The organism is Bacillus sp. LLTC93 (genome assembly GCF_002993125.1).
Lineage (GTDB): Bacteria > Bacillota > Bacilli > Bacillales > Bacillaceae > Bacillus > Bacillus zhangzhouensis.
This window is the reverse complement of the sequence record NZ_PVME01000001.1, coordinates 668,648-680,774: the sequence shown is the minus strand read 5'-3', so window position 1 is coordinate 680,774 and position 12,127 is coordinate 668,648. Positions and strand designations below refer to the sequence as shown.

Here is a 12,127-nt window from a genome sequence, read left to right as displayed (position 1 = left end):
AAGCTTGCTAGTAGAATGTTGGAAGAGAGGTGCAAGAAGCAGTGAGTTCATTTGATAAGACAATGAAGTTTAACTTCTCTGATGATTCAGCTGAAACCAATGTGAATGAAGTGCTCATTACAGTCTATGACGCACTCCAAGAAAAAGGATACAACCCGATCAATCAAATTGTCGGATACTTGCTGTCAGGCGACCCTGCTTATATTCCAAGACATCAGGATGCACGCAACCTAATTCGTAAACTAGAACGAGACGAATTAATTGAGGAATTGGTTAAATCGTACTTAGAGACACATAAAGAGGCGTAAAACATGAGAATTTTAGGCTTAGATTTAGGCACGAAAACCCTTGGTGTTGCGATCAGTGATGAAATGGGATGGACTGCGCAAGGGATTGAAACAATTAAAATTGATGAAGCAGGCGGAGATTTTGGTCTCACCCGCCTGTCTGACATCATTGCGCAATACGGAACGGATAAAATCGTACTTGGCTTTCCAAAGAATATGAATGGTACGGTCGGTCCAAGAGGCGAAGCCAGCCAATCATTTGCGAAAGTGTTAGAAAACACGTACAATGTTCCTGTTGTGCTTTGGGACGAGCGTCTGTCGACAATGGCAGCGGAAAAAATGCTCATCTCTGCAGATGTGAGCAGACAAAAGCGTAAAAAAGTCATTGATAAAATGGCGGCTGTCATGATCCTGCAAGGGTACTTAGACAGCTTAAATTAAAATGAGGTGAATCAAATGGAACACGGAGAAAAGCAAATTACAATCGTTGATGATAATGGAAATGAACAGCTTTGCGAAGTACTATTTACTTTTGAAAGCGACCATTTTAACAAATCATATGTTCTTTACTACCCTATTTCTGAGCAAGACAACGAAGAAATTGAAATTCATGCATCAAGCTTCACACCGAACGAAGACGGTGAAGATGGCGAGCTAGAGCCAATCGAAACAGATGAAGAGTGGGACATGATCGAAGAAACGTTAAATACGTTCTTAGATCAAGAAGAAGACGAAGAATAGAACAAACAAAAGGCCTGTGAGTATGATCTAAATGATCTTTTTTCACGGGTCTTTTTTATGCTTAATATGTTAACTTTAATTAATTTAAGGTTGACATAAAACACTCGAACTTTTACTCTATTTTTATCAAAGAATCGAGTGAGGGGCATGAATGTTGAAAATTCAAGATATGATGCAAATGGCGTTAATGACAGCAGTCATTGGGATGTTAGGGTTGATCCCGCCGATTTTACTTACGTTTACACCGGTACCAATCACATTGCAAACCGCAGGTCTTTTGCTTGCAGGGGGGCTGTTAAAGCCAAAACAAGCGCTGATCAGTTTACTTCTTTTTCTGCTGATTGTGGCAGCAGGCGCACCTCTTTTGTCTGGAGGGAGAGGCGGGATTGGGGTCTTTTTTGGACCAAGCGGTGGTTTTTTACTTGCTTATCCAGTGGCTGCCTTTATGATCAGCCTGTGGTTGAACCGGCTGAAAAAAGTGACCGCTCTGCGTCTTTTTATGATCTATGGGGTATGCAGTATCGGGATTCTGTATGTATGCGGCATTCCTTTCCAAGCCATGATGATGCATATAAAAGTCACACAGGCAGCTCTGCTCAGTTTGATTTATGTACCAGGTGATCTCATCAAAGCTGGAATGTGTGCTGTCTTCACGGTGAAAATCATTCAAGCAATGTCCTATCGAAAAAGGGACCTACATAAAGGGAGGCGTGCGGTTTGATTAGAATAACTGAAAGCTATGCAGTACATGCAAAAATGAAACCAAATCATATCGCCATCATAGATGAACAAGAGAGCATCACTTATCAAGATTGGTATGAACGCGTGCAAACATCAGCACAGTGGCTAAATGAAACGGCTCATCACCAAAAAAGAGTCGCTTTTTTAGTATCAAATGGTGCTTCTTTTCTACAAATATTTGCTGGAGCGGCTTGCGCAGGATGGACAGCCGTTCCTCTTGATCCGAGATGGAGCCATGAAGAATGTGTAGAAAAGCTCTTGTTAAGTGAGGCGGATCTCGTCATTATTGAGGATCGATATATGAGAAGGTTTGAAAAGAACAAGGTAGACATACCGGTTCTTTCTTTATCTGAATGGAAAGAAAGAATGAGCCCTATCACATACGTTCAATCTAACAATCAAGATACCGAGGAAGATCCTGCCTTTTATATGGGGTTTACTTCAGGATCAACGGGTTCACCCAAAGCCTTTATGAGGCGTCAGCATTCATGGATCGAGAGCTTTCGAATGACAGCCTCTGAATTTGGGATCACTCATCAAGATCATGTTCTCATTTTAGGCACACTCTTATCCTCTCATTTTTTATATGGTGCCATCAGTACACTATACTTTGGCGGCACGGTGACGTTATTAGAAAAGTTTGTGCCAGAGAAAGGAAAGACAGCCCTAGAAAGGGGAGACATCACTGCTGTTTATACGGTCCCTACCATGACAGAATCATTACTGCAAATTGATGCTTTCGGAGACACCCCGCTTCTCGTCATATCCTCTGGGGCTGATTGGGGAATCTCTTCAAAAAAACAACTAGTAAACAACTATCCCCATATCACATTTTTTGATTTTTATGGAACATCAGAGTTGAGTTTTGTCTCCTATTTATCTTCAACTGACTTTCTGCAAAAGCCTTCTTCTGTCGGACGGCCTTTCTCTACGATTCAAGTTGAAGTGAGGCGAGCAGATCAATCCATCTGTCAGCCAAATGAAACAGGGAGAATTTATGTGAAAAGCCCGATGTCTTTTTCAGGCTATTTACACGAGGAAAAACCTCCGCAGGAATGGCTGACAGTTTATGATATGGGGTGGCTGGATGAAGACGGATATCTGTATATGAGCGGCCGTGAGAATGGCATGATCGTCTATGGAGGACTGAATATTTTTCCAGAGGAAATTGAGCGGGTGCTAAATGAACAGCCAGAGGTGAAGCGGTCGATCGTCATTGGCCTTCCTGATCCATATTGGGGTGAAATCCCTGTTGCCATTATAGAAAAAGCGCAGCAGACGAAAACCATTCGGCAAGCTGCCAAAGAAAAACTAGCGGCTTATAAGGTACCAAAAAAATGGCTTGTCATTGACCAAATGATTGAAACATCCGGCGGGAAAATCGCCCGTGCCAGCATGAAAAAGTGGGCGGAGGATCAATTGGCATGCAAGCAGTCATAGTGGAAGCGAAACGGACACCCTTCGGTGACAAAAACGGAATGCTGAAGGATTACCGTCCAGAGCATTTAGCGGCGCCCCTTATTCAGCATTTGTCTCAGCTGAGGAAGCCAGATGACGTGATTTTAGGCAATGTAGTAGGAGGTGGGGGAAACATTGCTCGCCTGTCCTCATTAGAAGCAGGAATGTCTCTACACATTCCCGGCATGACCATTGACAGGCAGTGTGCCTCTGGTCTTGAAGCGATTAGAACAGCTTGTGTCATGGTTCAATCGGGGGAGGGCTCGATGTATATCGCAGGCGGGACTGAAAGCATTTCAGGATCACCAATGAAAGAAAGAGCCCGCTTTTCACCGGAGTGGTTGGGAGATCCACATATGGGAGAAGCAGCAGAGCTGGCCGCATCAAGATTTTCTGTCACGAGAAGAGAACAAGATGATTATGCGCTTTTAAGCTGGGAAAGAAGTATAGAGGCATTCAAACAAGGAACGTATTTAGAAGAAATTGTTCCGATTGACGGGCTGAACACAGATGAAGCGGCCGCTAAAATAAGACCAATCGCAAGGCTGATCAAGCGGGCAAAGCCTGTCTTTTTACCAGAAGGAACTGTGACCGTAACCAATAGCTGTAAGGAAGCCGACGGCGCAGCCGCAGTTGTTGTGATGGAAAAAGCGGAAGCGGAGGCCGAAGGCTTAAGGCCAAAGTTACGGTATGTCGGAAGTGCTGTGACGGCTATGCATCCGCATTTTCCTGCTGCTTCACCCATTGATGCGATCAAGAAACTTTTACATAAGGAACAGATGAAGATAGAGGACGTAGCGCTGTTTGAAATCAATGAAGCGTTTGCGCTCAAAGTGGCGCTTATTGCTCGGACGTTAGGTATACCTTATGACCGGATCAACAGAAGAGGCGGTGCACTTTGTTTTGGGCATCCATACAGCGCATCGGGAGCTTCCATGATGGTGAGGTTATTTTACGAAGCTCATGCCTTGCCGAAAGGAAGCTATGTCATGGCTGCCATTGGCAGTGGTGGCGGTGTTGGTTTAGCCGTACTATGTGAAGTTCTGTCATGAGATGCATGGGGAAGTAATTGCCGAACTCCGTCGAATCATGTACTATAAAGGCTAGATGTGAGGAGGGCCATGCATGTTTTCAGAACAAAAGAAACGACCATTTTTCAAAAGAAAAAAGGGGATCGTCCTGTTATCTGTACTTGCTGTGATCATTATTGCAGCATTATCAGGCTTTTTATATGTTAAATCAGCACTTGGACCGGTCGATCAAAAAAGCAAACAAACAATTAATATTCATATTCCGAATGGGACATCTGTCCGTGAGATTGCGGGCATTTTAAAAGAGAATGGGCTTATTTCGAATGACACGATTTTCACTTACTATGCAAAATACAAAAACGCGTCCGGCTTTAAAGCAGGATACTTTCATTTGAAACAAACAATGGACGCCGAACAGCTCATTCAAAAGCTGACATCTGGCGGCACAGATTACGCATTTCAGCTTGTAATTCCTGAAGGAAAACAGCTGTCTGATATTGCAACGATCATTGCCAACCAGACGAATTTTTCAGCGAAGGAAGTTGAAGCGAAGCTGGATGATCCAACTTTTATAAAAAAGTTGATGAAAAAATACCCGAAAACGGTGACATCACAGGTTGATGGAAAACAGGTCAAACATCCGTTAGAGGGATATTTATTCCCTGCTACGTATCCATTTTATCGTGAGGATGAATCACTCGAAACGATCATTGATACAATGATTAAACAAACGGATCAATACGTGAAAACATATGAAAAAGACATGAAAAAGAGAAACATGTCCATACACGATGTGTTAACAATGGCATCACTGATTGAAATGGAAGCAACGGAAAAGACGGATCGCTCAAAAATCTCAAGTGTGTTTTATAACCGATTGAAAAAGGACATGCCGCTCCAAACAGACCCAACAGTCCTTTATGCGCTTGGTGAGCATAAATCCCGAGTCTATTACAAAGACCTAAAGGTGAAATCTCCGTATAATACGTATATCAACAAAGGGCTGCCACCTGGACCAATTGCAAATGCTGGTGAATCTTCATGGAAAGCAGCACTGCACCCAGAGAAAACGGATTTTGTTTACTTCCTTGCGAAGAAAAATGGAGAAGTCGTATTTACGAAAACGTTAAATGAGCACAACAAAGCGAAAGCGAAATACATCACAGGAAGCAATTAACGCACATGTGAATCGAAAAAGACTGTAGACAATAGCCAGATTGCCTGCAGTTTTTTTCGTTGGAATATCCATTTTATAGGTTCGCAATTACCACTTCTTTGTGGTAAAATATATCGGGTTGTTTTTACTTAGATGAACGAAAGATTGATTGACGAGAAAGAGAGCTGCAATAGGCAGGACTCTTCTTTTTCAGGTCATGAAGGAGCTAGACATATAATGACTATTGAAGATGATCAAATAAATGATTATATTGAACATTTAATTCAACCAAGTCCAGATGCAATCGCTCAATTAGAGATATATGCAAAAGAGCATCATGTGCCAATCATGGAAAAGGTGAGCATCGAGCTTTTACTTCAGTTGCTTTCTATGAAAAAGCCGAAGAAAATTCTTGAGGTTGGGACAGCTATTGGCTATTCGGCGATTAGAATGGCGACAGCTCTCCCAGATGCTGAGATTTACACAATTGAGCGAAATGCGAAACGCTATGAAGAAGCGACACGGAACATTGAGGAATTAAAATTAAGAGAAAGAATACACGTGTTCTTTGGTGATGCCATGGAATCGGCTAAAACAGTCCAAACGATGGCGCCCTATGATGTGATCTTCATTGATGCCGCAAAAGGGCAGTATAAACGTTTTTTTGAGCTGTTTGAACCGATGCTGGCTCATGACGGAATGATTATTACAGACAATGTATTATTCAAAGGCTTAGTCGCGACAAATTATGAAGAAGAAATTGAAGACAAACGAAAAAAACAACTAATTGGAAAAATTGATCGATACAATCAATGGCTGATGTCAAACCCTGGCTTCCAAACATGTATCATTCCAGTTGGAGATGGGATCGCCATTAGTACAAAAAGAGGTGACCAATCATGAAAAAACCAGAATTGCTTGTGACGCCAAGCAAAGTGTCAGACGTACTGCCATTAATCGAGGCGGGAGCTGATGCATTTTTAATAGGCGAACAGACATACGGGATTCGTCTTGCAGGCGAGTTTTCAAGAGAAGATGTGAAACATACGGTTGAGCTTGCACATGCCCATCACAAAAAAGTGTATGTGGCGATGAATGCGATTTTTCATAATGACCGTGTGCAGCTGCTTGGAGATTATTTAACCTTTCTCGATGCATTAAACGTGGATGGTGTCGTCTTTGGAGACCCGGCAGTGATCATGGCTGCAAAGGAAACAGGGGTCAGCCTGAATCTTCACTGGAGTACAGAAACGACTGGGACAAACTATTACACTTGTAACTACTGGGGCAGAAAAGGCGCAACGCGCGCTGTTCTTGCCAAAGAGCTGAACATGGACAGTGTGATCGACATCAAAGAAAATGCCGAGGTGGAGATCGAAATTCAAGTCCATGGCATGACATGTATGTTCCAATCGAAACGTACGCTCATCGGGAACTATTTTGAATACCAGGGCAAACAAATGGACGTGAAAGGCAGACATATGGAGGAAGGACTATTCCTTCATGACCAAGAGCGTCAAAACAAATATCCTATTTTCGAGGATGCAAACGGCACTCATATTATGAGTCCAAATGATGTGTGTATGATTGATGAATTAGAGGAGTTTGTCGACGCAGGTGTTGACTCATTTAAAATTGACGGAATTTTAAAGTCACTTTCTTATATGACAGAGGTGACGTCTCTATATAGAAAAGCAATTGATTTGCTAACGACTGACAAAGAGGCTTATGAAGATCAGAAAGATGATTGGGTGAAGCGGATTGAAGACATTCAGCCAGTCAATCGTTCGATTGATACAGGATTCTTCTTTAAAGAAACGGTTTATTAATATAAGAGGAGGCAGAGGAAATGGCACTTTTAAAGGATGGTATTTCTGAAATGATTGATGGAAGACGTGTCATTACAAAAAAACCAGAACTGCTTGCACCAGCAGGGAACCTGGAAAAGCTGAAAATTGCTGTACATTACGGAGCAGACGCCGTCTTTATTGGCGGGAAAGAGTTTGGACTTCGCTCAAATGCTGATAACTTTTCAATTGAAGAAATGGCAGAAGGCGTCTCATTTGCAAGCAAATATGGTGCGCGAATTTATGTGACAACGAATATCTTTGCCCACAATGAAAACATGGACGGGCTAGAGGAATATCTTCAAGGGATTGAAGGTGCTGGTGTAGCGGGAATTATTGTGGCTGATCCACTGATCATTGAAACATGTAAACGTGTGGCGCCAAAGCTGGAAGTTCACTTAAGCACGCAGCAATCTCTTTCAAATTGGAAGGCTGTTCAGTTTTGGAAGGAAGAAGGACTTGAGCGTGTGGTGCTTGCACGTGAAACAAGTGCGCTAGAAATTAGAGAAATGAAAGAAAAGGTCGATATTGAAATCGAAACGTTCATTCATGGCGCGATGTGTATTGCTTACTCTGGTCGCTGCGTGCTTAGTAACCATATGACAGCAAGAGATTCTAACCGCGGAGGCTGCTGCCAGTCTTGCCGCTGGGATTATGATCTTTATAAACTAGAAGGTTCTGAGGAAGCACCATTATTCGGTGAAGAAGATGCACCATTTGCGATGAGCCCAAAAGACTTAAAGCTTGTCGAATCCATTCCTCAAATGATTGAAATGGGAATTGACAGCTTAAAAATCGAAGGACGGATGAAATCAATTCATTATGTAGCAACTGTTGTGAGTGTGTACCGCAAAGTCATCGATGCCTATTGTGCTGATCCAGACAATTTTGTCATTCAGCAGGAATGGTTAGATGAATTAGATAAATGTGCAAACCGTGACACAGCTCCGGCCTTTTTCGAAGGTGTACCAGGAACTGATGAACAAATGTTTGGCATTCATGGAAAGAAAACAACATTTGACTTCGCAGGTCTTGTTCTTCGTTATGATGAAAAAGAACAAATCGTGACATTGCAGCAGCGTAACTTCTTTAAAGCTGGCGATGAAGTCGAATTCTTCGGACCAGAAATTGAGAATTTCACTTGTAAAATCGATAAAATTTGGGATGAAAAAGGGAATGAGCTAGATGCCGCTCGCCATCCGCTGCAAATTGTGAAATTTAAGCTTGATCAAAAAGTATACCCTAGCAACATGATGAGAAAGGGGAAATAACAGACCCATGGGGAGAAAACCAGTGGTGATCGGAATTGCTGGCGGCTCGGGTTCAGGTAAAACGAGCGTCACCAATTCCATCTATGAACAATTTAAAGGACATTCCATCCTCATGCTTCAGCAAGATTTATATTACAAAAATCAAAGTCATATGCCATTTGAAGAGCGCCTGCTCACGAACTATGATCATCCGCTTGCATTCGACAATGACCTCATGTTTGAGCATTTGGAACAGCTGCTAAGATACGAATCCATTGAAAAACCAATTTATGATTTTAAACTAAATACACGTGCAGAAGAGACTGTACATGTTGAACCAAAGGATGTCATCATCGTTGAAGGCATCTTTGCACTAGAAGATGAACGTCTTAGAGACTTAATGGATATAAAACTGTATGTCGATACAGATGCAGACCTTCGCATCATTCGCCGCATTTTACGCGATACGAAGGAAAGAGGCCGTTCGATCGATTCCGTGATCGAACAATATGTATCTGTTGTCAGACCGATGCATAATCAATTCATTGAACCGACCAAGCGATACGCCGACATCATCATCCCAGAAGGCGGCCAAAACCATGTAGCGATCGACCTCATGGTGACAAAGATTCAAACGATTCTTCAAAACCGCGGAGAGTAAATGGTGAAGAAGAAAAAGACCTTTACAATGTAAAGGTCTTTTCAACATCATGATCACGAAGAAGAGAGTAAAAACCAATATATCACTTATTTCTAGTGGTAGATGATAATGGCGCATTTTTAGAAGCAAAACATTGAATGAAAGATTTAATATGATAGGAAAACAATGAAGAAAAGCAGAAGTCGAAAAATCACTATTATATAGTGAAAAAATGAAGTTGTAAAAGTATATTAAAAAAACGACAAACAAATCATCACAAATTTTCAAACAATTCTTGATCAAAATGCAATTTTGTAATAATATAGCATAGACATATCGTACACTGACCATATTATGTATTGGAAGATGAAGAATGGATAAGCTATTCTTCTACATATGATCGAAATGGCCGAACGAGGTACAGGAGCTTCCTGTGCCTTTCCACAGTTTGTGCGATGAAGATACATTATCTTTAGACCGCTAGTGGTCCTGTCAAAACAAAAGGCATAATAGTTGCATCTAAAAGGGACGCCATGTAAGATGGACTTTTACGAATATGGGACAGAAGGAATGAGGGCCTGAACATGTCCTCATTCTTGTATATTTCAGTCGTCACTCACATGCAGAAAGCTTGTATGATGAGGATTAATAGAAGGAGTGAATGATTCATGGCACACGAGAAAGTATTTCCAATGACAGAAGAAGGAAAGCGTAAATTAGAAGAAGAGCTTGAATATTTGAAAACGGTTAAACGTAAAGAGGTTGTAGAGCGTATTAAAATCGCTAGAAGCTTTGGAGACCTCTCTGAAAACTCGGAATATGATTCTGCTAAAGAAGAGCAAGCGTTTGTAGAAGGTCGTATCACAACGCTTGATAATATGATTCGTAATGCCAAAATTATCGAAGATGAGGGGAACTCAAATGTTGTCTCACTTGGTAAAACGGTGACATTCGTTGAATTACCGGACGGAGAAGAAGAGTCTTATACGATTGTTGGAAGTGCAGAAGCTGATCCGTTTGAAGGAAAGATTTCAAACGACTCACCAATTGCAAAAAGCCTATTAGGCAAACAAGTAGATGACAAAGTAACCGTTCAAACACCTGGCGGAGAAATGTTCGTCCAAATTGTAAAAATTTCATAATCACGTTTATACGATAAACACCTCGTCCACAATAGGGACGAGGTGTTTTTATGCGCAAAAAAAGAAGAATTCAATGGACAGGTGCCATTATTTTTATCCTGCTGCTCGGTCTTCTTATAAGACTGGCAGAAATTCAGCTGTTTTTCACAGAATCTTTTTCAAAGCTTGATATCAATTTAATACAAGAAAGCGTCAGACAGCGAACTGAGGAAGTGGTCATTTCAGACGGACGCGGCGAATTTTTAGATCGAAATGGCCAAGCGCTTCTCACAAAAGAACAGCCTGCGGTCATCTTATTTCCTTTTCTACAATATGATCTTCCTCATTTAAAGCAAACCGCCTCTATTCTTGAAATGGAAGAAAACGAACTCAAAAAACAGCTAACAGAAACCAAAAAACCTCTCATTCTAAAAGAGGACATGACGAAAAAAAAGCTGAAAGACATCAATGATATGAAATATTCAGGGGTTTACGGCGTATATATGAAAGAGAAGGACAAAAAAAGACTTGCCCTCCACACATTAGGCTTTACAAGCGAGAATCCAGAATTACTGAGAAAGCGTTATCCTGATAAAAAAGAGCTTTCAATCCGAACAGAAATCGGTACATTCGGGCTGGAAAGTACCTTTGACGAATTTCTATTACCCGAGCAAGACACAAAATTGTTATATCATGTGGATGGAAGGGGAAACCCTTTGTTTGGGATGGACGTCAAATATACAGCAGAAGCTCATTCGTTTTATCCGCTTCAGGTTCAGACAACAATGGATGAAGACATGCAAGCTGAAATGGAGAAGGTTCTAAAAGAACAAGGTGTCGAAAAAGGCGGAGCTGTTCTGCTCGATATTCAAAATAGCGGTGTGCTGGCCATGACGAGTACTCCAAATGTCACAAGTAAAAACCGGCATGAAGCAAGAAATTACATGCTAACAGCCATTGCACCAGGCTCCGTATTTAAAACAGCCGTGCTTGCCGCAGCGATCGAAAAAAATCTCGACCAGCCACAAACCATGTATGACTGTCGAAAGAATTTATATGGAGAGCCAGAAGGAAAACAGGAAGTGCTGAATTTGTCTGAGAGCTTTGCGCAAAGCTGTAATTATACCTTTGCAACACTCGCTGGTCAGCTCATCCAAACAGATGATCAAATCATCGAAAAGACGGCTTCAAAGCTTGGACTCATTGATCGAGCTGGCTGGGAAGGGGATGTATACCATAAACAGCAATTCAAACAGTTCGATCGTGAAGAAACAGGCAGTGTGTGGGGAGATAAAAGAGACAAGCATGTCAAAAAAGCCATTGCGCAAACAGCGATAGGTCAAAAAAATGTCAAAACGACTCCTTTGCAAATCGCCAATATGATGGCAACGATCGCAAGAGGCGGAGAACGAAAAGAAGTGAGAATTGCAGATAAAGTGCTGTATCAAAACGGAACAACGATGCTATCCTTTCAAAACAAACGATCTGAAGGAGACAGCATTGACCGCTATACAGCCCAAAAGTTGCAAAAGTACTTAAGGCAGGTGGTGACGTCTGAAAAAGGAACAGGAAGAAGGTTTCAAGATTTGCCATTCGATGTGGCGGGGAAGTCAGGTACTGCTCAAACCGGCAGTAAAGACAAAAAGGGGAATCCACTTTATCATAAGTGGTTTGCTGGATACTTTCCGGTGGAAAAACCAAAATACGCCCTTGTCGTTGTTCACCTTGACGAGACAAGTGGCCGGGCTAAGACAAATGATGCGTTTTATGATATTGTAAAAAAGGTCAATCAAATTGAAAAGAAACAGACATAGAACATCCCTTCATGTCATGTTAGAATAGTAACGACTTAGGG

13 protein-coding genes are annotated in these 12,127 nt (G+C 41.7%); all 13 read left to right on the top strand.

Annotation, left to right across the window (positions count from 1 at the left end; genetic code table 11):
• Window positions 1–41: 41 nt before the first annotated feature.
• The 13 genes from C6W18_RS03705 to C6W18_RS03645 all read left to right on the top strand — a co-directional run bounded on the left by C6W18_RS03705 (window position 42) and on the right by C6W18_RS03645 (window position 12,086).
• Window positions 42–308 (top strand): IreB family regulatory phosphoprotein, encoded by a 267-nt coding sequence (locus C6W18_RS03705; RefSeq protein WP_024718370.1) that lies wholly within the window; start codon window positions 42–44, stop codon window positions 306–308.
• 3 nt (window positions 309–311) lie between these two features.
• Window positions 312–728, top strand: a complete 417-nt coding sequence (gene ruvX / locus C6W18_RS03700) for a Holliday junction resolvase RuvX (protein WP_105926027.1) — start codon at window positions 312–314, stop codon at window positions 726–728.
• Window positions 729–743: 15 nt separating this feature from the next.
• Window positions 744–1,028, top strand: coding sequence for a DUF1292 domain-containing protein (locus tag C6W18_RS03695; RefSeq protein ID WP_034321391.1), 285 nt, complete (start codon window positions 744–746; stop codon window positions 1,026–1,028).
• Between the two features lie 151 nt (window positions 1,029–1,179).
• Window positions 1,180–1,749 carry a biotin transporter BioY gene (locus tag C6W18_RS03690; protein ID WP_223251616.1) on the top strand — a complete coding sequence of 190 codons (570 nt, stop codon included), beginning with the start codon at window positions 1,180–1,182 and terminating at the stop codon, window positions 1,747–1,749.
• Window positions 1,749–3,209 (top strand): acyl-CoA synthetase, encoded by a 1,461-nt coding sequence (locus C6W18_RS03685; protein ID WP_189318037.1) that lies wholly within the window; start codon window positions 1,749–1,751, stop codon window positions 3,207–3,209. Before C6W18_RS03690 ends, C6W18_RS03685 begins: the two co-directional genes overlap by 1 nt.
• Window positions 3,194–4,279: an acetyl-CoA C-acyltransferase gene (locus tag C6W18_RS03680; RefSeq protein WP_105926023.1), complete on the top strand. Its 1,086-nt coding sequence runs from the start codon at window positions 3,194–3,196 to the stop codon at window positions 4,277–4,279. Before C6W18_RS03685 ends, C6W18_RS03680 begins: the two co-directional genes overlap by 16 nt.
• 73 nt (window positions 4,280–4,352) lie before the next feature.
• Complete coding sequence (mltG, locus tag C6W18_RS03675) at window positions 4,353–5,435, top strand: endolytic transglycosylase MltG (protein WP_034321397.1); 1,083 nt, start codon at window positions 4,353–4,355, stop codon at window positions 5,433–5,435.
• Window positions 5,436–5,651: 216 nt separating this feature from the next.
• On the top strand, window positions 5,652–6,317 hold the full coding sequence (locus tag C6W18_RS03670; RefSeq protein ID WP_105926021.1) for an O-methyltransferase: 666 nt from the start codon (window positions 5,652–5,654) through the stop codon (window positions 6,315–6,317).
• Window positions 6,314–7,243, top strand: a complete 930-nt coding sequence (locus tag C6W18_RS03665; RefSeq protein WP_105926018.1) for a peptidase U32 family protein — start codon at window positions 6,314–6,316, stop codon at window positions 7,241–7,243. The genes C6W18_RS03670 and C6W18_RS03665 overlap by 4 nt, the downstream gene beginning before the upstream one ends.
• A gap of 20 nt (window positions 7,244–7,263) precedes the next feature.
• Complete coding sequence (locus C6W18_RS03660) at window positions 7,264–8,532, top strand: peptidase U32 family protein (RefSeq protein WP_105926017.1); 1,269 nt, start codon at window positions 7,264–7,266, stop codon at window positions 8,530–8,532.
• Between the two features lie 7 nt (window positions 8,533–8,539).
• Complete coding sequence (gene udk, locus C6W18_RS03655) at window positions 8,540–9,172, top strand: uridine kinase (protein WP_034321405.1); 633 nt, start codon at window positions 8,540–8,542, stop codon at window positions 9,170–9,172.
• 647 nt (window positions 9,173–9,819) lie between these two features.
• Window positions 9,820–10,293: a transcription elongation factor GreA gene (gene greA, locus C6W18_RS03650; RefSeq protein WP_034321407.1), complete on the top strand. Its 474-nt coding sequence runs from the start codon at window positions 9,820–9,822 to the stop codon at window positions 10,291–10,293.
• A 50-nt stretch (window positions 10,294–10,343) separates the two neighbouring features.
• Window positions 10,344–12,086, top strand: coding sequence for a peptidoglycan D,D-transpeptidase FtsI family protein (locus C6W18_RS03645; protein WP_105926015.1), 1,743 nt, complete (start codon window positions 10,344–10,346; stop codon window positions 12,084–12,086).
• Window positions 12,087–12,127: the final 41 nt, after the last annotated feature.

What these genes read in the sequence shown, in the direction of transcription:
- mltG (WP_034321397.1), top strand. Translation starts at nt 4,353, where the DNA reads ATGTTTTCAGAACAAAAGAAACGACCATTTTTCAAAAGAAAAAAGGGG.
- C6W18_RS03660 (WP_105926017.1), top strand. Translation starts at nt 7,264, where the DNA reads ATGGCACTTTTAAAGGATGGTATTTCTGAAATGATTGATGGAAGACGT.
- C6W18_RS03645 (WP_105926015.1), top strand. Translation starts at nt 10,344, where the DNA reads ATGCGCAAAAAAAGAAGAATTCAATGGACAGGTGCCATTATTTTTATC.
- C6W18_RS03670 (WP_105926021.1), top strand. Translation starts at nt 5,652, where the DNA reads ATGACTATTGAAGATGATCAAATAAATGATTATATTGAACATTTAATT.
- C6W18_RS03680 (WP_105926023.1), top strand. Translation starts at nt 3,194, where the DNA reads ATGCAAGCAGTCATAGTGGAAGCGAAACGGACACCCTTCGGTGACAAA.
- greA (WP_034321407.1), top strand. Translation starts at nt 9,820, where the DNA reads ATGGCACACGAGAAAGTATTTCCAATGACAGAAGAAGGAAAGCGTAAA.
- C6W18_RS03665 (WP_105926018.1), top strand. Translation starts at nt 6,314, where the DNA reads ATGAAAAAACCAGAATTGCTTGTGACGCCAAGCAAAGTGTCAGACGTA.
- udk (WP_034321405.1), top strand. Translation starts at nt 8,540, where the DNA reads ATGGGGAGAAAACCAGTGGTGATCGGAATTGCTGGCGGCTCGGGTTCA.
- ruvX (WP_105926027.1), top strand. Translation starts at nt 312, where the DNA reads ATGAGAATTTTAGGCTTAGATTTAGGCACGAAAACCCTTGGTGTTGCG.
- C6W18_RS03690 (WP_223251616.1), top strand. Translation starts at nt 1,180, where the DNA reads ATGTTGAAAATTCAAGATATGATGCAAATGGCGTTAATGACAGCAGTC.
- C6W18_RS03695 (WP_034321391.1), top strand. Translation starts at nt 744, where the DNA reads ATGGAACACGGAGAAAAGCAAATTACAATCGTTGATGATAATGGAAAT.